Source organism: Streptomyces sp. NPDC050704, from assembly GCF_040654355.1.
Taxonomy (GTDB): Bacteria; Actinomycetota; Actinomycetes; order Streptomycetales; family Streptomycetaceae; genus Streptomyces.
Genome location: NZ_JBFAHW010000003.1, coordinates 85580 through 105637 on the forward strand (window position 1 = coordinate 85580; position 20058 = coordinate 105637).

The window sequence follows — 20058 nt, forward strand, 5'->3', positions numbered from 1 at the left end:
AGTTCACCTTGTCGCAACGTAAAACAGCCGACCACGAGCGTCTCTTAGGCTGGCTGGACGATCCGTCCGACGACCGCGGGATGCGGTTCCGCCTGGACGACGGCTCCTGGCAGCGGCTCACCTACCGCGAACTGGCCGTGCGGACCCTGGGCGCCGGTGCGGCGCTCGCCGACGCGGGGGTGCGCCCCGGCGATGCGGTGCCGCTGGTGGTGCCGGGCGGGGAGGACTTCGTCACACAGTTCTTCGGGCTGCTCGCGATCGGCGCCACCCCGTCCGTGCTGCCCCTGCCGCTCGCCCTGCGTGCAGGGGAGGGCTATCAGAGCCAGTTGAAGGCCATCACCGCCCGTATCCATCCGCGCCACGTCATCGCGGACCCGCGCTTCCACGACATCGTCGCGGAGAACGTCGCCCGGATCGGCGGTGGTACCGAGGTGCTGGCACCGCGCCACACCGACCGCCCCGAGGAAGCACCGCGTGCCCGGGGCGACCTCGCGGTCCTCCAGTTCACCTCCGGCTCCCGGGGTTCCCCGCGCGGACTGCGCATCTCCGTCGCCAACATGGCCACCAACCTGCGGATGATCCAGAGCTGGATGAACCCGGTCGGCCACGGCGCGGTGACCTGGCTGCCGCTCTACCACGACATGGGGCTGGTCGGCGGGCTGCTGGGCGCACTGACCCTCCAGGTGGAGCACGCGCTGATGCGCCCGGAGCAGTTCGTCCGTGACACCCCCGGCTGGCTCGCCGAGTACGGCCGCACCCCGTTCACCTGCATGTGCATGCCCAACTTCGGCTTCGAGCGGGTGCTGGCGACGGTCCGCCCCGAACACCTCGAAGGGCTCGACTTCTCCGCGCTGACCGCCGTGGTCAGCGGCGCCGAGCGGATCGACCCCGCAGTGCTCGCGCGATTCGCCGCCCTGCTCGGCCCGTACGGCTTCGACGTACGGTCGCTGATGCCCGCGTACGGCCTGGCCGAGGGCACCCTCGCCGTCACCGGCGTCGGCAAAGGGGAGCTGCCCCGGCTGGTGCGGGCCGGCGGCCTGGAGCGGCGCCTCGGCGAGAAGGTGGACGTGCGGGAGGTGGCCGAGCTCGGCACCGAGCCGGTCGCCGAACCCTGGAGCTGGCAGGTCAGTTGCGGCCCGCCGCTGGAGACCGCGAGCGTGGAGATCCTGGACGACGAGGGGGTTCCGCAACCGGAGGGCGTGCTCGGCGAGGTCTTCGTCCAGGGCCCCTCGGTCGCCGACGGCTATGTGGACGCGACCCTTGAGGACCTGGCCAAGCTGGGCGGCGGCAGGCTGTACACCGGTGACGCCGGATTCCTGCTGGACGGCGAGCTGTACGTGATCGGCCGGCTCGGCGACAGCGTGAAGATCAACGGCCAGAACGTCTTCGTCGAGGACATCGAACTGGAACTCGTCGCCTCCGGTGCCGTCTCCCGGCGCTACGCGACCGTCGTCGCCGGGACCGTGCGGGGCGAGCCGAGGGTGCTGGTGGTCACCGAACGACCGCTGGGCGACCGGCTGGACGACGCGCTGTCCGTCGTGACGTCGTTCACCGGTGACGCGGGGCGCGCCGAGGTGCTGACCGTGAAGCGGGGGACCATCCCCCTGACCTCCAGCCGAAAGCCCCGCCGCCGCTCACTGTGGCTGGCGTACCTGGCGGGTGAACTGAAGGAGCGTAGCGAGTCGTGAGTGTTGTGGCCGCACCGGCGAAGACCTCCCGCCTCTTCGCGGCGGGGCCGTTCGGCGAGCGGGTGGAGAAGGCCCGGAACAGGGTCGCCGGACTGTTGCGGCAGACCTTCGAACCGGTCGCGGAACGGGCCGAGACCGAGGGCCTGTTCCCCCGGGACGCCCTGACCAGGCTCGGCGCCGCCGGGCTGTTCCAGGAACGTTGGGACGGGGCCGACGGCGTTGACCCGTACGGCGATCCCGGCCTCGGCGTGATCATCGCCGAGGAGAGCGGGCGGCTCGGACACGCGAGCCTGTCGGTCGGGCTCAGCCTGCACTGCGAGACGGTCCTGTCGATCCTCACCCGGTTCGGCGACACGCCGTTGCTGGCCGCGTACCGGGCCGAGGCACTCGAAGGACGGCTCGTGGGCTGCCTCGGCGCCTCGGAGCCGGCCGGCGGCTCGGACCTCAACGGCGTGCGTACCGTCGCCCGCAGGACCCCCGGCGGCTGGCGGGTGACCGGCGAGAAGAAGTACCTGTCCCTCGGCCTGGTCTGCGATGTCGCCCTGCTCCTGTGCCGCCTGGACGAGGGCTCGGGACCGGTCGCCGGACGGCTCGGTCTGCTCGCCGTGCCCGCGTCCGGGCTCACCCCCCGCAAACGGCTCAGCAAGGCCGGCACCGCCGCGCTCGACACCACCTGGATGGTGGTCGACACCGAGGTCGCCGACGAGGCACTGGTCGGCCGGCCAGGCGGCGGGCTGCTGGTCGCGACCTGGGGGCTGAACCACGAACGGCTGTCCATCGCCGCCCAGGCCGTCGGCGGCGCCGCCCGCGCCATCGCACTGGCCACCGCCCACCTCCAGCGCCGCGAGCAGTTCGGCAAACCCCTCATCGAGCAGCAGGCGCTGCGGCTGCGGCTGGCCGAACTGTCCTCCCGGCTGGTGGCGCTGCGCTACGCGGTCTATGCCGCCGCGCAGGGCGTACCGGTGCCGGGCGCGTGCGGTACCCGGGAGATCGCGGCACTGAAGACCACCGCGGCCCGGTTCGTCGAAGAGGTGATGAGCGAGTGCCTGCACCTGTTCGGCGGCCCCGGCTATCTGGAGGACGAGACGCCCATGGCCCGCATGTGGCGCGACTCCCGGCTGGCCCGGCTCGGCGGCGGGACCGACGAGATGATGTGGGAGCTGGTCGCCGGCGGACTGGTCCCCGACCACGCCGCCTACGACGAGAGTGTCGACCTCGGATGAACGTGCTGCTGACCGGAATCACCGGACAACTCGGAACGGCGGTCGCCGAGATCGCCCCCCGGCGCGGTGCCCGGGTCGTGCCGCTGGTGCGCCGCGCACGCCCCGGCCAGGTCCCGTTCGAGCGGGCCTTCCCCTCGCTTGCCTCCGCCAAGGTCACCGGCGATGTCCGTGAACCGTTCTGGGGTCTCGGCGAAGCCGATCTGGACGAGTTGTCGGACAGCGTCGACGCCGTCGTCAACCTCGCCGGGGACACCAACTGGGCGGGCAGCGGCCGAGACCTGTACGCGGTGAACGTCCTGGGCGCCCGCAACGGCTACGACGTGGCCCGTGAACTGCAACGCCGCTCCGGCCGCAGGGTCGTCTACACCTACGCGTCCTCGATCTTCGTCGCGGGCGGCACCCTCGGGCGGATCGCCGAGAACCCGCTCGCCCCCGACCGCCACCGCACCGCGTACGAGCACAGCAAATGGCTGGCCGAACGGGAGCTGGAGCGGGAGCACGGCCCCGGCGACCCCGACATCCTCATCAGCCGGGTCGCCGCGCTGCTCGGCGACTCACGGACCGGCGCGACCCGCAAGCGCAACTCGCTGTATCTGCTGGCCGAACGGTGGGACGAGCTGCCGGGCCGGGTGCTGCCCGCGATGCGTGGCGCCAAGGTCGACGTCCTGCCGCGCGATGTGGCGGCCGGGACACTACTGGACGCGGTGGCGGGACTGCATCGCTCGGGACCGCATCCCGAGCCCGTCATCACCCACCTCGCGGCCGGGGAGCGGGCCCCGACCATCCGCGGCCTGCTGGAGGTGGCGCGCGCCCTGTCGCCGCTGTCCTTCGGCACCTGGCTGCGGCTCGTCCCGGCCTCCGCCGAGCAGGTGCTGTGGCTCTCGGCCAACGCCGAGCGCTTCCTGCCGCTGTCCCAGGCATGGCGCAACAGCGTCGTCGGGCTGCGCTACATCGGGCTCGACCGGGTCATGGAGCGCGGGCGGCTGGCCGAGCTGGTGGACGGGCCGCTGCCCGAACCCTCCACCGAACTGCTCGCCCGGCTGCTGTTCGATCTCCCGGCGCCCCAGCGGCCACTGGCCCCCGCCGACAGCGGATTGTCGAGGTTCCTGGCATGAACGTGTTGATCCTGGGCGGCTCCGGATTCCTCGGCACGGCAGTGGCGCAGGCGTGTGTACGGTCCGGTGCCTCGGTCCGGGTGCTGTCGCGCGGCGGCCGCACCACCGTCGGCGAGGGTGTGCGCGGCGACGTACGGATGCCGCGGCTGGGCGTGCCCGCCGCCGATCTGGCCCGGATCCGGGCGGAGACCACCCATGCCGTGTGCTGCTTCGGATCCGTCTCCTGGACCTCCGGGCCCGGCGAGGTGCTGGAGACCCACAGCGCCGGGACCCGCTCCGCGCTGGCCTTCCTGCGTGAACTGCCGGAACTGCGGCAGGCCGTGCACGTCTCCTCGCTGCTCGCGCTCGGCCGGGCCGAGGGGCGGATCACCAACCGCGAGCTGTACACCGGCCAGCGGTTCCGCAACTGGTACGAGTACGGCAAGTACTGCGCCGAACGGCTGGTGCGGGACGCGCCCGACCTGCCCGTCGGTGTCGTCCGTTTCGGCCCGGTGCTCGGGCCCGACCCGCGCGGCGGGCGGCCCGACACCGGGCACGGGCTGCCGATGGCGTTCCCGCATCTGCTCGCGGGCTATCCGGTGCATCTGGCCCGCCGCGGCGACTTCCCCTGCTGGATCACCGATGTGTCCTCGGCGGCGGAGATCGTGCTCAAGGCCCTGAACACCCCCATCGGGCGGGCGACCTGGACCTGGTTCGATCCGGCGATGCCCACCCTCGGCGAGGTCTTCACCGAGGTGTGCCGGCCCTGGGGCGTGGTCCCGAAACTCGTGGAGGCCCGGCCGCTCGGCCGGTTCACCCGCCTGATCGGCGAACGCCTCGGCACCCCACGGGAGTTGGCCGAGTACGCCGAACCCTGGTTCGACCTGGACGTGGGTGTACTGAAGGAGATCCCCGAGCCCTGGCCGGCACCCGCCCCCGACTACCTGGGCGCGACCGGCGAGGCGCTGCGGGGCGACACGGCAGGGAGGGCCCTCGTATGACCGGGCAGGGCTCCCGTGCGACGGGACGACCCGTGTCGGTGGACACCGACCCGCATCCGTACTTCCGCGTCTACTCGGCGGGCAACTTCGGCGAGGTGGCTCCCCAGCGGCTCTCGCCCATGTCCTGGTCGCTGGTGGGCGATCCGATGGAACGCGGCACCCGCGCCCTGGCACAGCGGCTGTGGGGCCGCCCCGCCTGGGCGGAGGGCGGCCACTACGTCTTCGTCGGCTACTTCGGCTGCCGCCCGTACCACAACCTGGCCGCGTACTGTCATCTGTCCGCCTCCATCCCCGGCCTGCGGCCGAGCGACGTGACCGACGCCTACTTCGAGGGCGTCGACTCCCCGGCGGAACTCACCGCGCTGCGCTCCGGCCGGACCCGGCAGTGGGCCGGCGCCGCCAGACTGCTGCGTGAGATGCGGGACGTCGGGCCGCGGCTGCGGGCCCTGGAGGAGCGGGTCGCCGAGTTGGAGTGGGGGCTGCGTGCCGCGACCACCGCGGACAGCCCGATCGCCCTGTCCGGGGTGTTGCGGGACGCGCTGCCCGTCCTGGAAGAGGCGTGGGCGGTGCACATCCTGACCACCTCCGGGCTGGTGCCGGTCCGGGCACTCCAACGCCGCGTATACGGCAGGCTGCTGCGGCACGGCGAGGAGCTCGCGCACTGGCTCACCCGGCCCCGGGAACTGGTGTGGGACCGGCTGCACACCGCGGCGTCCACCCTGGATCCCTTCGGGCCCGGCGACTTCCTCGCCTCGTCGTTCTACGAGGTGGCGGACGAGCAGCTGCCCTGGCAGGACTACGCCGTACGGCACAAGCAGGTGGCGGGCGGCAGCGGCGAGGCGGCGGTGGTGCCCATCGATCCGGCCGAGGCGCTGGCCGGGATGGTGTCCCCGTGGCGCGGCCGCACCGTACGCGCGCTGGCGGTCGCGGTCGGCGAGATGATGGCCGGACGCGAGCACTCCAAGTCGCTGGCGATGCGCACCCTGCACCTCTACCGGCGACTGCTGCCGGCGCTGGCGGCCTCGCTGGGCGAGGACGCTGAGCAGCTGTGGCCGTACCTGACGCTCCGGGAGTTCACGGACCTGGCGACCCGGCCCGGACTGGTCGAGCGGGCCCGGCCGCGGATCGAGGCGTGCCGGGCGGCGCTCGCCACGCCGATGCCCGAACACCTGGACCTCAGTGGCGACGACGGCGTGATGCGCCCGTGGCTCAGCCAGGCGTCCCAGGGTCTGCGCGGTGTGGCGCCGGGGATCGGCGCGGGCACGGTGATGACACCGGACGGCGAGCTGCCCGACGAGCCGGTGATCATCGTCTGCTCGTCGGCGGACGCCGACATCGCCCCGCTGCTGCCGTTCGCCGACGGCGTGCTCAGCGAGCGCGGCAGCGATCTGTCGCACATCGCCATCCTCTCCCGCGAGTACGGGATTCCGTGCGTCGTGGGCTATCCCGGCGCGGCCTCGCTGCCTGCGGGCACGGCCGTGTCCATCAACGGCAGTACCGGAGAGGTGAACATCCTTGACCGTTCCTGACAACACCTCGATCTCGACCTCGACCGAGACGCTGGCAGCGCTGGAAGAGGTCTACGCCAGGGTCAAACGGGTCCGGCGCGACCTGCGTCCGTCGGACCGGATCGTCCAGGACCTGGAAATCGACTCCCTGGCCACGCTGGAGATCCTGCTCGCGCTGGAGGAACGCTTCGGCGTGGCGCTGGTGGACAACCTCCAGGCCGCCAGGATCACGACGGTCGGTGACCTCGTCGCACTGCTCGATGAACTGCGCGCCGGCCGCGCCTCCTGACGCGCCGCACTCGATGACGGCCCCTCATGACGACGGGAGATCCCTTGCTTGCCGACACCGCCGCGTTCGATGTGCTGCACCTGCTGGCCGTCAAGGGGATGGCGCCGGCCGACCCCCTGGTGGCGGGCACCGGGCACGAGCGCGAAGACGTCCTCGCCGAACTGGAGAAACTGCGGGCGGACGGGCTCGCCACCCATATGGAGCGGCGCGGCCTGTGGCGGATCACGCCCGAGGGGAGGGAGCGGCACGCCGCGCTGCTCGACGACGACCTCGCGGACGGCGCCCGGGACCGGCTGCGACCGGGATACGAGCTCTTCCTGCCGGTGAACGACCGGTTCAAGGAGCTGTGCACCCGCTGGCAGCTGCGCGACGGGACGACCAACGACCACACCGACGCCTCGTACGACCGGGCGCGGGTCGCCGAACTCGGCGCGCTGCACGAGGAGGCCGTGCCGGTCGTGGACCACCTCGCCGCCGTACGCCCCCGCTTCGGGCACTACGCCGACCGGCTCACCCGGGCGCTGACCTGCCTGCGCGTGGGTGACCAGCAGGCGTTCACCGGCGTCATGTGCGACTCGTACCACGACATCTGGATGGAACTCCACCGTGATCTGCTGGCCTCGCTGAAGATCGGGCGAGAGGGCGAGGAGCGGGCGGGGGCGCCCCGGTGAGCGGCGCCGACGCGGTCGTCCGGCTCACCGGCGAACTCGGGGACGGCGACCGGAGCGCGGTGGGCGGCAAGGCCGTGGGGCTCGCCGCACTGCTGCGCGCCGGGGTGACGATCCCCGACACCTGGGTGGTGCCGGTCGGCGCGGAGCCCGCCGGCCTCGCGCGGCTCGCGGCCGTGGCACCGCGCTGGGCGGTGCGCAGTTCGGCCACCGTCGAGGACGGGGCGGGCCTGAGTTACGCGGGCATGTTCCGCACCGAACTCGACGTCCCCGCCGACGGGTTGGCAGAGGCGATCGCCGCCGTCCGGGCCTCCGCACGCAGCGGCCGGGTCGCCGCGTACCGGGAACGGACGGCCGTGGAGCCGTGGGACGTGGGCATGGCGGTGCTGCTCCAGCCTTTCCGCGCCCCGGTGCGCAGCGGCCTGTGGCTCGGCCGCGGGCCCGGCCGGGGACGGCTGGAATGGACCGCAGGCAACGGGGAGGCCCTGGTCTCCGGAGCCGTCACCCCCGGGTGGGAGGAGTGGACGCCCCAGGGGTGTACCGCCGGGTCGGAACGAGAGGTGCTGGAGAGCGCCGGACAGCCGGTCGGTGCGGCGTGCGTCGCGGTGCAGGAGGCGCTCGGCGTACCCGCCGATCTGGAGTTCGCGCTGCTCGACGAGGAGCTGATGTGGCTTCAGTTCCGTCCGATGACCGCCACGTTGGGCGAAGCCGACGCGCGGTGCGCCGGGGACGACGGGAAGGTCGTGCACGGCATCGCGGCCTCCGGCGGGCTGGCCACCGCCCGGGGGCTGCGGTTGCGGGACGTCGACGATCCGCGCTGGGAGGCCGGCGCGGTGCTGCTGACGGATCAGACCGATCCGGACTGGGTCGCACTGATGGCGGAGGCCGCCGCACTGGTCACCGCCGAGGGCGGCATGCTCTGCCACGCGGCCATCGTCGCCCGCGAGTTGGGAGTGCCCTGTGTGACCGGCGTGGGCGCGGCGGCGCTGGAACGGCTGGCGTCCGGCCGCCCGCTCGCGGTCGACGGCTCGACGGGAACGGTGGCGGTCCTGTGAACCCGGTACGCGCGGAGCTGGCCGATCTGGCCGACGAGCAGCGGGAGTTCGCCGCGCTGTTGGAGACCCTCGGGGACACGGACTGGCACCGTGCCTCCGCGGCGGACGGCTGGACCGTGGCCGACCAGGTGGCGCACCTGGCCGACACCGAGGAGGTCGCCGTGGACACGCTGGCCGACGGGCCGCGCGCGTTCGCGGAGACCGTGCCCCGCTATCCGACGGCCGAGGACTTCACCGCCGCCGGCTGCCGCCGGGGCGACGGACTGTCGCCCGAGGACCTGACCGCCTGGTGGGACCGCGCCGGTACGAGGAGCCGCCTGCTGATGGCCGAGCACGCCCCCACGGACCGCGTGGCCTGGGGCTTCGGTATGACCGCGGAGACGTTCGCGACCGCCCGGCTCATGGAGCACTGGGCGCACGGCCTGGACATCCGCGACGCCCTGGGGCTCCCGGTGGACGAGGCGGCGCGACTGCGCCGGATCGCCGACCTCGGTCACTCCACCCTGCGCTACGCCCTGGCCCGGGCCCGGGTGCCCTGGCCCCAGGGCCGCACGCTGCGGCTGGAGTTGGTGGCGCGGGACGGCACCGGCCATGCCGTCGGCCCGGCCGACGCCACCGACGTGCTGTCCGGCCCGCTGCTTGCGTGGTGCCGCGTCGCGACCCGGCGCTCGCGCGGCACCCCGGCCGCGCTGAGAGCCGACGGCGAGCTGGCCGAGCTGGCCCTGCTGCACGCACGCGCCTATCTGTGACGGAGCGGTAGTGTGACGGCATGGTCAAGGTGGAAAAAGAACAGACAATCTCCTGTACACCGGAAGCCTTTCTCGACTTCGTGCTCGACATCGAACGGTATATCGAGGTCGATGACAAGATCGGTGCGATCTCCTGGGTGCGCAGGGAGGGAAACCTCACCGAATTCAAGTTCCAGCCCAGGCTGCCCGGTCTGCCCCTTCCGGAGCCGAAAGCCGTGGCCCAGATGCGGCTCACGCCGGGGCAGTGCATCGATATCCGGCTGGCTCCCTTGCCGCTCAACAAGTTCAACCACCGCATGGCCCAGTTCAGCGCGCGGTTCTCCTGCGAGCCGGTGGACGGCGGCATCCGGGCCACCCGCATGATCTCCTTCCGGTTCAATCCCTTTACGCGCTGGATGCTTGATCCGGTGCTCAAACGCACGCTGCCCGGTTCGGTCGAGCGGGAACTGCGGCTGAGCAAGCAGATTCTGGAACGAGGCGAAAGCGGCTAGCCTCTGATGCGTGACCGCGCGCAGTTCGACGACAGGGGAAACCCATGGCGATATCGGCGGACAACCACACTCCGGACGCGACCGGGGAACGGTATGCGCATGTGATCGTGATCGGCGCGGGCTTATCGGGTATCGCCGCCGCGGTCAAACTGAGTCGCGGCGGTATCACGGATTTCCTGCTCCTGGAGAAGGCCGACCGCGTCGGCGGGACCTGGCGGGAGAACACCTATCCGGGCTGCGCCGTCGACATCCCCTCGCCGATCTACTCCTTCTCCTTCAACCCCAATCCCGGCTGGAGCCGGAATTTCGTCGGCCAGCCCGAGCTGCTGTCCTACATCGAGGACACGGTCGACAAGTTCCACCTGGCGCCCGCGCTGCGCTTCGGCACCGAACTCCTCGAAGCCGTCTGGTCCGAGGAGCGCCGGCGCTGGCTGCTGGAGACCAGCAGGGGGCGCTTCGCCGCCCAGCACGTCATCTTCGCCTCCGGTCTGCTCCACGAGCCGGTCATCCCCTCTCTCCCCGGCCTGGACGGCTTTCCCGGCGAGATGTTCCACTCGGCCCGCTGGAACCACGACGTGGACCTGACCGGAAAGCGGGTGGCCGTCATCGGCACCGGCTGCTCGGCCATCCAGCTCGTGCCGGAGATCCAGCCGCTGGTGCACAGGCTGTACGTCTTCCAGCGCACCGCCGCCTGGGTCATGCCCCGGCTCGACTTCCGGGTCCCGCGGGCCGTGCAGCGGCTGTTCCGGTCCGTACCGGTCACCCAGCGGCTGTTCCGCGGTATCTGCGACGGCTTCCTCAAAGCGCTCGCGCTCGTCGTGCGCCGCGCGAGCGTCGCCCGGCTGCTCACCCCGGTCGGCAAACGGATCCTCAAACGCCAGGTCCCCGACCCGGAGTTGCGGGCCCGGCTCACCCCGGACTTCACCATCGGCTGCAAACGGCTGCTGCTGTCGAACACCTATCTGCCCGCTCTGACCCGGCCCAACGTCCAGCTCGTTCCGCACGCCCTCGCCGGAGCCGACGGCCGTGAGCTGATCGCCGCGAACGGCGAGCGCGTCGAGGCGGACGTCATCATCTTCGGCTCCGGCTTCGAACTGCGCCATCCGCCGATCGCCGAACGGATCCGGGGACGCGACGGCCGCCTGCTGTCCGAGGCCTGGACCACCAGCAGCCCCGAGGCGTACCGGGCGACCACCCTGCCCGCCATTCCCAACGGCTATCTGCTGCTCGGCCCCAATATCGTCATGTACAACTCGCTGCTCGCGCTCGCCGAGACTCAGCTCGATTACATCGTCGACGCGATACGGACCGCACGAGACCGCGGGATCGACGCCCTGGAGATCCGGCCCGAGCCGTTCCGTTCGTTCAACGACGAGGTGCAGCGCGGTCTCGCCTCGACCGTCTACAACAACGGCGGCTGCACCAGCGTCTATCTCGACGAGAAGGGCAAGAACTTCGTCACCTGGCCATGGTCCACCAAAAGGCTGCGCAACGACCTGGCCCGCTTCGACATCGAAAACTATGCGACGACCCTCGCGGAGCGCTGAATGTACGACTACACCCAGCCCCTAATTCGCAGCGAAGCCAGCCGGGCGAAGGTGCGGCAGCGGACGGTCATCGATCTGCGCGGCCAGGAATGGACCCTGCTGCCGGACGTGTTCTCCCCGGCCGATTCCAAGTCCAGCCTGGCCCATCTGGAGCTGCTGGAATTCCCGGTCGGCGGCACCTTCCTGGAAATCGGCTCCGGCACCGGACTGATCGCCGTCAGCGCCGGACTCGCCGGCTGCCGCGCCGTCTACGCCACCGACCTCAATCCGGCGGCGGTCAAGAACACCGCGCTCAACGCGGAGCACTTCGGAGTCGCGGACAAGGTGACCTGCGTACAGAGCGACCTTTTCGACGCGCTCCACAACGCACCCGCGTTCGACGTAATCTACTGGCACTCCAACAATGTGTGGGCGCCGCCGGAGCTCGAGATCAATGTGCACGAGCTCGCCTATGTCGACCCCGGATACGAGTCACACCAAAGGTACTTCCGTGACGCGAAGCGCCATGTGGCGCCCGGTGGACGGGTGTTGATCGCGCTGAGCAGCCGGGCCGGCCGCGCCGAACTGGAAGAGCTGGCGGCGGCCGAGGACCAGCGCCTGACCACCGTCGCCTCCACCACTGTGCAGGAGCCCGAAGGCCCGGTGGTCTACGAACTGCTGGAGGTCGTTGCCCTGTGAGGCCCCTGCCGCGAGGCCGCGTGTAGTTCACCGGAACCGTCCGAGAAGAGGCCACCCTTGATCTTCGACAAGCTGCTGAGTCTGCCCAGCGACGCCGAACCCTTGATCGTCGATCACCAGCCGGTCATCGTCGCCGCCGAGGACGACAAGATCCCACCGAGCGAGATCGCGGACGCCGCCACCCGCACCGCCACCGCCCTCCGTTCCCACGGCCTCGTCCCCGGGCAGCGGTGCATCGTCTGGCTGGAGTCCCCGACCGACATCATCGTCGCCTACGCCGCCATCACCGCGCTCGACGCCGTGCCCGTTCTCCTCAGCCCGACCCTCCCGGGCCCGGTAGCCGCCTCGATGGTGGAGAACGTCTCCGGCATCACCGCCGTCATCGCCACCGACGAGCGGCTCGCGACGAGTGAGAAGACCTTCCCGGGCATCGGCCGCTTCATCGACTGGCGTGACATCGCCGCCGAACTGCCCGGCCACAAAAGGATTTCCCGGCGCCGCGAGGTGGCTTCCGACGCCGCCTACGTCATCGTCCACACGTCCGGCACCACCGGCACTCCCAAGCTGGCCGAATGCTCCAGCGCCAGCATCCGGTTCAACGCACGGGTGCAGGCGGTCATCCACTGGCTGTCCCGGCTGGACGGGCATCTCGCCCTCGCCATCTCCCCGGTGCACGGCCGGACCGTGGTCGGCATCCTCGCCGCCCTCATGCGCAAGGCGCCCCTCATGCTGCTGCAGGACGACTCCCCGCAGAACGTGGACCGGATGCTCAAGCGGCACCGCCCCGTCTACCTGGAGACCCACCCCAACACCTTCCGCGCCTGGCAGCACCTGTCACCCGGTGGCGCGTTCCGTTCGATCCGCTTCTTCGGCGCGGGATTCGACGTCATCCACCCCGACACGGTCAGCGCACTGCTCAAAGGGTCGGATCACCGATTCGCCGTCTGCGTCGAGGTGTACGGGCAGAACGAGACCGGTCCCATCGCCATCCGCAGCCACCTGAAAGGCACACAGAAGCCGGTACGCGCGCTGCGCCGGCTCCGGCGCTCCAAGCTGCTCCGCGGCCATCCCGCCGGGCCGCGCTTCCCGTTCTGCCGGGTCCGCATCGTCGACGACTCAGGGCGGACGGTACCGGCCGGCACCCCCGGACGCATGGTGGTGAACACCCCCGGCGTCTTCTCCGGATACATCAACCGGCCGGACCTGACCTCCAAGAACTACCCAGACAACCGCTGGTGGGACACCGGCGACTGGGGAACCAAATCGCGCACCGGCCGCATCACCCTGATCGACCGCCAGGTCGACAAGGTCTCCGGCGCCATCAGCGGCATCGGCATCGAAGACATCCTGCTGGAGAAGTTCCCCGAGTTCCTGGAACTCGTCGTCCTCGAAATGGACGGCACCCTCCAGCCGGTCCTCTCCCTGCGTCCCGGCACCGAATTCCGGCAGCGGGCCTGGGAGTCCGCGTCCGGCCGACTGGCGAAGATGACCGAGCCCGTCATCATCCCCGACCGCGACTTCCCCCGGACCGTCACCGGGAAGATCCAGCGGGAGCAGCTGAAGAAGACGCTGGCCGACCAGAGCCTTTCCGTACGCCTTTGAGGGAGCGTTCGCATGACCGCCACCAGCGCACCCGGCGCTGCCAAGATCCCGGTCGCCACGAAAGCCGTCGGATACGTCCAGCTCGGCAAGGTCCGGATCTACCACCACGCCTACGGCTGGATCCTCGCCCTGCTCCTGCTGCGCCTGGACGGCCGGGTCGGCAGCGACACGGCGGCCGCGCTCGCCCTGACGCTGCTGATGGTGCTCGCCACCCAGTGGAGCGGGGGCGCCGCCGATGATCTCGGCGGCTTCCGGGACGGCAGCGACGCCCGCAACTACGCGGGCAGGCCACCCGCCACGGTCGCCAAGAAGCCGCTGCTCACAGGGGTGTTGACGGAGTCCGAGGCGGTCCGGTTCGGCATCGTGATGTGGGTGATCGCGATCGCGGCGGGGCTCGCGGCCGTGGTCAGCCTGGACGGCGGGGCACCGCTGGCGGCCGTGCTGGTGATGCTCGTGGGACAGATCGCCTCGGTGCAGTACTCGATCGGGTTGAAGCTCAGCTATCTGCCGTGCGGTCTGGAAGTCACCATCTTCTACGTCATCGGCTGTATCGGCCTGGTGCCGTACTGGCTGATCGCCGGGCAGGTCACGACCGAAGCCCTGATCACCGCCGCGCTGGTGGCCCTGTGGTTCCTGCAGATCGTTTCCTATGGGAACGCCTCCGACAAGCAGGGCGACTCCGAGGTGTCCCGGCACACCATGGCGGTCATCCTGCCGCCCAAGGCGTTCAAGGTGTTCCTGTCCCTGCTCTACGCCGCCGGCGTCACCCTGCTGATCCTGCTGTTCACCACGACGCGGTTCGACCCGCTCCTGGGGCTGACCGTCGTGCCGGTCGTCGTGCTCCACGCCGCGCAGCTGTATTACGGAGCCGGAAAGGAAGAGTGGCGCAAGGCGCGCTTCATCGGACTGAGTTCGGTCGATCTGGGCTGCCTGGGACTGGCGCTCGCCTTCGTTCTCGCAGCATGACGACATGAGGGACAGGACCGGGAGAGCACCGCGGTGAACGGCGGCGGCATGACAGCGGCCTACATCACCGGCTTCGGCGGAGCGGACGACATCCGGATCGGTCGGCTGCCTCTGCCCGTGCCCGGCCCGGACGAAGCGCTCGTCCGGGTCGACGCGGTGGCCGCCAACCACGTCGACACGTTCGTCCGCTCCGGTGCCTACGCGACCGACGTCCCCTTCCCCTTCGTCATCGGACGGGATCTGGCCGGCACCGTCACCGCGCCCGCAGGGCCGTTCGCGCCCGGTGACCGCGTGTGGTGCAACAGCCTTGGCCACAACGGCAGACAGGGGTCGTTCGCCCAGTACGCCGCAGTGCCGGTGGACCGGCTGTACCGGCTCCCCGCCGGGGTCGACCCGGTGCGCGCGGTGGCCGTGCTGCACACGGCGGGCACCGCGCATCTCGGACTGTTCCGCACGGCCCGTATCCAGCAGGGCGAGACGATCCTCGTCCTGGGCGCCGGGGGAGGGGTCGGCAGTGCCGTCGTCCAGCTCGCGGCAGCGGCCGGCACCCGGGTCATCGCCGTGGACCGTGCCGAGAACGCCGTGTGGTGCCGTACCTGCGGGGCGGCCGACGTGCTCGACCGCGCCGACCCGGGGCTGCCCGCGGCCGTCCGCGACCTGGCGCCCGGTGGGGTGGACGTGGTGTGGGACTGCTCCGGGCACCATGACTTCGAGACGACGGTGCCGCTGCTCGCCCGGGGCGGCCGCGTCATTCTGATGGCCGGCCTCCGGACCCGCGCCGTCCTGCCCGTCGGCGCCGTCTACACCCGCGACATCAGCCTGCGCGGCTTCGTCATCAGCAACGCGTCCACGGCCGACCTCGCCGAAGCCGCCGAGGACATCAACCGGGAGCTGGCGCGCGGCCGCCTCACGGGCAGGATCCGGGCCCGGCTTCCGCTGACCGAGGCCGCCCGCTCCCATCGCCTGCTGGAGGGCCGCGAGGGCGCGGGCGCTCCGGGCCGCATCGTGCTTGTCCCCGAAGACCCCGAAGACTCCGATGACCAAGGCTGACAGGAAGGAACGCGCACGTGCCGCGTCTGCTGAGCAAGGAATGGTGGGAACAGCGAGTTCTGCGTATGTACGACTCGTGGCGGGACCCGGTGACCTGGCATGTCACGGCGACCCCGAACGGCCCGGACGACCTGCGGCAGTTCAGGCGGCGCCGCTTCGCCCTGCTCGTCACCTACAAGCGCAACGGTGACGCCGTACCGTCGGCGATGTGGTTCGGGCTCAAGGATGGCCGGGCCTACCTGCGCACCGGCTGCGACTCGTGGAAGGTGCGCCGCATGCGCAACAACCCGCAGGTGCTGTTCGCGCCGTCCAACATCCGGGGCAGGCCGAAGGGCGCGGTCATCCCGTGCACGGCGCGCATCCTGCCGGACGAGGAGAAGCCGCGCGCCGCGGGGATCATCGCGGACGCCTACGGCGCGGGCCGCAAGCTCTACGACCGTACGGTCGCCACCGTCTACGAGGCAGCGGCCTACATCGAGATCACGCCCGATGCCCTGGCCGAGACCAAGACCGAGACCAAGACCGAGAACGCCGAGCCGACGGGGCGGACAGCGGAGGCGCGGGCAGAGCGGGCGCGGGACTGAGTCGCCCTGCCGACGTCCGCCAGGCGCCTCCGGGAGTTCCCGGGAGGCGCCCGGCGGCCTCGCGGCGCGCTGTGCTCAGCGTTCCGCGCCGACCTCGGTCCGGTGCCGAGGCCGGTCCTCGTCCTCCGTCGGGCCCTCGCGCAGCCCGACCTTGGCGTGCAGCGCCCGCAGCGGCTTCGGCGCCCACCAGTTGCCCTTGCCGACCAGCCGCATGAACGCCGGCACCAGGGCACCCCGCACCAGGGTGGCGTCCATCAGGACCGCAAGCGCCAGCCCGATCCCGATCGCCTTGAGATAGACGATGCCCGAGATGAGGAAGCCCAGGAACACGATGGCGATCAGCACCGCCGCCGCCGTGATCATCGAGCCGGTGCGTTCGAGCCCGCGGGCGACCGATGCCATGTTGTCGCCGGTTCTGTCGTACTCCTCCTTGATCCGGGACAGCAGGAACACCTCGTAGTCCATCGACAGCCCGAACGCGATGCAGAACAGCAGCAGCGGCACGGTCCAGGTGATCGAGTCCGTCACCACGAAGTCCCCGACGACGCCTTGCAGATGGCCGTCCTGGAACCCCCAGACCAGCACGCCCAGCGTGGCGCTCAGGCTCAGACAGTTGAGAACCAGCGCCTTGACCGGGAGCAGCAGACTGCCGGTGAACAGGAACAGCACCACGAACGAACTGGCGGCGATCACCGCGAGGGCCACCGGCAGCCGCGCGTTCATGGAGTCGATGGAGTCGGCCAACTCGGCCGCGGGCCCGCCCACCCGGACGTCGTAGGGCGCCGGGAGGCTTCTCAGCTGCCCCACCAGCTCCTGGCCCCGCTCCGACAGTGACTGGTCACGCGGCACCACGGACAGATACGTACTGTCCCCGGTGCCGAACCGGGTCGAGTCGGCCGACGGCCGCCGGACGAGCCGGCCCTCGGCGAAGGTCCCGGCCTCACTGTCCACCCGCGACACCTCGTCGAGCCGCGACAACCGCTCGGCGTACGGGGCCACCTGACGGGCGCCGCGCGCGGGCGTGTCGCTGAGCACCACATTGAGTGCCTGGGTCTCCTGCGCCCGGAAGTTGTCCCGGATGACGTCACCGACCTGCCGGGCCTGGCTGTCGGCCGGCAGTACGCGCTCGTCCGGCAGGCTCAGCCGCAGATCGAGGAAAGGCGCGCCGAGCAGCAGCAGAAGCGCGGTGACAGCGCCCGCGACCGGCAGCGGGAACCGCATGACACCCATGGCCAGCCGGTGCCAGAAGCCCTCCCCGGTCCTCTGCGCCGCGGACTTCGCCGACCGGCGGCCGAGGATCCGCCCCTTCTCGATGCGGTGGTCCAGCACCTTCAGCAGCGCGGGCAGGAAGGTGAGCGAGACGATGGCGGCGAGCAGGGCGGTCGGAATCCCTGCATACGCGAACGAGCGCAGGAAGTAGAACGGGAACACCAGCAGCGCGCCGAGCGCCAGGGCGACCGTCACCGCGGAGAACAGCACGGTACGGCCCGCGGTGCGCAGCGTCATGGCGATCGCCTGGTCGGTGCCGGCTCCCCGGCTCCGCTCTTCCCGGTAGCGCTTGATGAGGATCAGGCTGTAGTCGATGGAGAGGCCGAGCCCCAGGCCGGTGGTGACATTGCTCGCCAGCGCGGACACCTCGGTGACCAGCGTCAGGATCCGGATGACCAGCAGGACGGACAGGATCGTCAGTCCGCTGACCATCAACGGCACCAGGGCGGCGACCACACTGCGGAACACGAACAGCATCACGATCAGCAGCACCGGGAAGGTCACCGCCTCGATCTTGATGAGGTCCTGCTCCGTGGTCTCGGACATCTCCTTGTCGGCGAGGGCGTTGCCGCCCACCCGGACGTCCAGGCCCTGGGGCCTGTGCTCATAGCGGTTCTCCAGCCGCTCGAAGGTGTCCTGCACCTGATCCTCGTCGCCGGAGATCCGGGCCATCAGCAGCGCCTGCAGCCCGTCCTGCGCGCGCAGCGGCGCGGCCTTGGCCGGCGACCAGTAGGAGACGGCCTGCTCGACCCCGGGTTCACGGGCCACCTGCTCGGTGAGCCGCGTGCCCGCGGCGGCGACGGCGGGGGAGTCCACACCCCGTTCGTCGGAAACCAGAAGAACCAGATCCGGGGCTCCCGCCCGGAATCTGTCGTCCATCACCTCCGCGGTCCTCGCCGATTCCGTCGAGTCGTCGATGAACCCGCCGGCGGACAGTTCCTGGATCACACGTCCGCCGAGTGCGCCCGCGATGACCAGCAGGGCTCCGGAGAGATACAGCACGAGTTTGCTGCGGCGGCAGGTGAACCGGGCCAGTGAGGCGAACAATTCGGCTAACCCCTCTCGCGGCGCGGCTGCCTGGACGAGTGGTTCACACGGAGAGCGCGCAGCAGCGTGGACGGAGCGGCCAGGGAACTGGGATGACTGCGCATATAGGTCACCGAGTTGAACCGCACAGCGACCTTCCGGTCCGTGACCGAGGCGTCGGCTATCTGCTCGGCGAACCATTTCGTGAGCCGGTAGCCGCGTGGATACGGGCCATGGACGTCCGGGCGGGCCAGATCGGCGGAGGTGGATATCTGCCAGGCCGCGTCCACCACGACGCGTTGGGTGGCGAAGAAGCCGCGGGTGGGCCTTCGCAGATCCGGTGCGGACCGCAGATAGTCCGACAGGCACGACGCGTGCAGTGCCGCCGACGACATGCCCTGGCCGTAGATCGGGTTGAACGACGCGACCGCGTCACCGACGCTGATCAGCCGCGCCGGAAACCGCTTCAGCAGGTGGTAGTCGCGGCGGCGGCTGTCGGCCTGGTGATAGGTGAGGATGTCGCCGAGCGGCTCGCCCTCGACCGCCTCGCGATAGACCGACGGCAGTTCGCCGCACAGTTTCCGGAACTCCTCCACATCCCGGATCGGCGCCTGCTTGCCGTAATTGGCCAGGGTGATCAGCCAGCGGTCGTCCTCGATGGCGGTGATCGCGCCACTGGCCACCCGCGGCGGGATCGCGGTGGGCGTCCGGTAGGCGATGGCCGCGGCCAGCTCGGGGTCGCTCGTGGTGCGCCGGAAATAGCCGGTGGCATAGTCGATGTCGATAGCCATCCGGCGCATCGCGGGCCGCTCCCAGCCGTCCTTTTCCAGCCAGTCGGCCAGCTTGCTCGCCCGCCCCATCGCGTCGACGACGAAGTCCGCGTCCTCGACCCATTCGTCCCCGACCGAGCCCACGACCGGGCCGCACCGCACCCCGCTGACGGCTCCGCCGCGGAACTCCAGGCCCTTCGCACGGCAAGTGAGCACCTTCACATTGGGCAGCGCCAGGGTGCGGCGGCGCACCAGCGACTCCAGGAACGGCCTGCTGCTCGATATCAGCCCCATCGTCCCGTCGCTGACCTTCGGGACGCCGTCGGCATAGGCCCGGATGGTGTACGGCGACGACACCATGGCGCCACCCGCCTGCGCCTCGTCCTCGAACCCCGGGAACAGCCGCTGGAGTTGCATCCGGCCGCCGTGCATCAGTGTGTGCAACTGCCCGTCGTGCGGGGTGCCCGGCCGCGGCGCCGCGGCGGGGGGTAAGGCATCCCGCTCAATGATCATCACGCTCTCGGCATGGTCCGAGAGCACCCGTGCGGCCAGCAGCCCGGCGAGACTCCCGCCCAGCACCACGGCCCTGCCCATCAACACCTCGGTTCTCGTGATGGGCTCGTCGGTACTGAGCCGGGAGAACACACGGGCAGCGGACTCGAACACGGGAACCTCCAGACCGGTTGCTTTTCATCCAGCCACTGCTGGGAAGGCGCGCGAGTCCGCCCGACGAAGAGGACGAGAGGACGAGAAGAGGACGAGACGAAGAGAGTGCCGTGCACCTGTCCCGATCGATTCCG

18 protein-coding genes are annotated in these 20058 nt (G+C 70.8%); 16 read left to right on the forward strand and 2 right to left on the reverse strand.

What is annotated here, in order from left to right; translation table 11 throughout:
• The first annotated feature begins 8 nt into the window (after window positions 1-8).
• Genes AB0I18_RS02225 through AB0I18_RS02300 form a run of 16 tightly spaced genes read left to right on the forward strand, consistent with a single transcriptional unit; the run spans window position 9 to window position 16193 of the window.
• Window positions 9-1688 carry an AMP-binding protein gene (locus AB0I18_RS02225; protein ID WP_363103444.1) on the forward strand — a complete coding sequence of 560 codons (1680 nt, stop codon included), beginning with the start codon at window positions 9-11 and terminating at the stop codon, window positions 1686-1688.
• Window positions 1685-2911 (forward strand): acyl-CoA dehydrogenase family protein, encoded by a 1227-nt coding sequence (locus AB0I18_RS02230; protein ID WP_363103445.1) that lies wholly within the window; start codon window positions 1685-1687, stop codon window positions 2909-2911. Before AB0I18_RS02225 ends, AB0I18_RS02230 begins: the two co-directional genes overlap by 4 nt.
• Window positions 2908-4026, forward strand: a complete 1119-nt coding sequence (locus tag AB0I18_RS02235) for an SDR family oxidoreductase (RefSeq protein WP_363103446.1) — start codon at window positions 2908-2910, stop codon at window positions 4024-4026. Before AB0I18_RS02230 ends, AB0I18_RS02235 begins: the two co-directional genes overlap by 4 nt.
• Window positions 4023-5006, forward strand: coding sequence for an SDR family oxidoreductase (locus AB0I18_RS02240; RefSeq protein WP_363103447.1), 984 nt, complete (start codon window positions 4023-4025; stop codon window positions 5004-5006). The genes AB0I18_RS02235 and AB0I18_RS02240 overlap by 4 nt, the downstream gene beginning before the upstream one ends.
• The gene (locus tag AB0I18_RS02245; RefSeq protein ID WP_363103448.1) at window positions 5003-6535 is read left to right on the forward strand and encodes a PEP-utilizing enzyme; all 1533 of its coding nucleotides are present in this window, start codon (window positions 5003-5005) and stop codon (window positions 6533-6535) included. Before AB0I18_RS02240 ends, AB0I18_RS02245 begins: the two co-directional genes overlap by 4 nt.
• Window positions 6522-6803, forward strand: coding sequence for a phosphopantetheine-binding protein (locus tag AB0I18_RS02250; RefSeq protein ID WP_363103449.1), 282 nt, complete (start codon window positions 6522-6524; stop codon window positions 6801-6803). Before AB0I18_RS02245 ends, AB0I18_RS02250 begins: the two co-directional genes overlap by 14 nt.
• Window positions 6804-6847: 44 nt before the next feature.
• On the forward strand, window positions 6848-7474 hold the full coding sequence (locus tag AB0I18_RS02255) for a hypothetical protein (RefSeq protein WP_363103450.1): 627 nt from the start codon (window positions 6848-6850) through the stop codon (window positions 7472-7474).
• Window positions 7471-8526: a PEP/pyruvate-binding domain-containing protein gene (locus tag AB0I18_RS02260; RefSeq protein ID WP_363103451.1), complete on the forward strand. Its 1056-nt coding sequence runs from the start codon at window positions 7471-7473 to the stop codon at window positions 8524-8526. The genes AB0I18_RS02255 and AB0I18_RS02260 overlap by 4 nt, the downstream gene beginning before the upstream one ends.
• Window positions 8523-9275, forward strand: a complete 753-nt coding sequence (locus AB0I18_RS02265) for a maleylpyruvate isomerase family mycothiol-dependent enzyme (protein WP_363103452.1) — start codon at window positions 8523-8525, stop codon at window positions 9273-9275. The genes AB0I18_RS02260 and AB0I18_RS02265 overlap by 4 nt, the downstream gene beginning before the upstream one ends.
• Window positions 9276-9295: 20 nt before the next feature.
• Entirely contained in the window at window positions 9296-9766 is a 471-nt protein-coding gene (locus tag AB0I18_RS02270) for an SRPBCC family protein (RefSeq protein ID WP_363103453.1), read from the forward strand.
• Window positions 9767-9810: 44 nt separating this feature from the next.
• Window positions 9811-11313: an NAD(P)/FAD-dependent oxidoreductase gene (locus AB0I18_RS02275; RefSeq protein ID WP_363103454.1), complete on the forward strand. Its 1503-nt coding sequence runs from the start codon at window positions 9811-9813 to the stop codon at window positions 11311-11313.
• Window positions 11314-11991: a methyltransferase domain-containing protein gene (locus tag AB0I18_RS02280; protein WP_363103455.1), complete on the forward strand. Its 678-nt coding sequence runs from the start codon at window positions 11314-11316 to the stop codon at window positions 11989-11991. It begins immediately after the preceding gene.
• 57 nt (window positions 11992-12048) lie between these two features.
• Window positions 12049-13593: a class I adenylate-forming enzyme family protein gene (locus tag AB0I18_RS02285; RefSeq protein ID WP_363103456.1), complete on the forward strand. Its 1545-nt coding sequence runs from the start codon at window positions 12049-12051 to the stop codon at window positions 13591-13593.
• Window positions 13594-13605: 12 nt separating this feature from the next.
• Complete coding sequence (locus tag AB0I18_RS02290; RefSeq protein ID WP_363103457.1) at window positions 13606-14559, forward strand: UbiA family prenyltransferase; 954 nt, start codon at window positions 13606-13608, stop codon at window positions 14557-14559.
• A 48-nt stretch (window positions 14560-14607) separates the two neighbouring features.
• Entirely contained in the window at window positions 14608-15609 is a 1002-nt protein-coding gene (locus tag AB0I18_RS02295) for an NADPH:quinone reductase (protein ID WP_363103458.1), read from the forward strand.
• A gap of 17 nt (window positions 15610-15626) precedes the next feature.
• Complete coding sequence (locus AB0I18_RS02300) at window positions 15627-16193, forward strand: PPOX class F420-dependent oxidoreductase (RefSeq protein WP_363103459.1); 567 nt, start codon at window positions 15627-15629, stop codon at window positions 16191-16193.
• Window positions 16194-16268: 75 nt separating this feature from the next.
• On the opposite strand, the gene AB0I18_RS02305 is transcribed toward AB0I18_RS02300, so the two are convergent.
• Together AB0I18_RS02305 and AB0I18_RS02310 are read right to left on the reverse strand one after the other, a co-directional pair.
• A complete protein-coding gene (locus AB0I18_RS02305) occupies window positions 16269-18509 on the reverse strand; it encodes an MMPL family transporter (protein ID WP_363103460.1) in 2241 nt (746 codons plus the stop codon).
• 5 nt (window positions 18510-18514) lie between these two features.
• Window positions 18515-19924, reverse strand: a complete 1410-nt coding sequence (locus tag AB0I18_RS02310; RefSeq protein ID WP_363103461.1) for a hypothetical protein — start codon at window positions 19922-19924, stop codon at window positions 18515-18517.
• Between the last annotated feature and the right edge of the window lie 134 nt (window positions 19925-20058).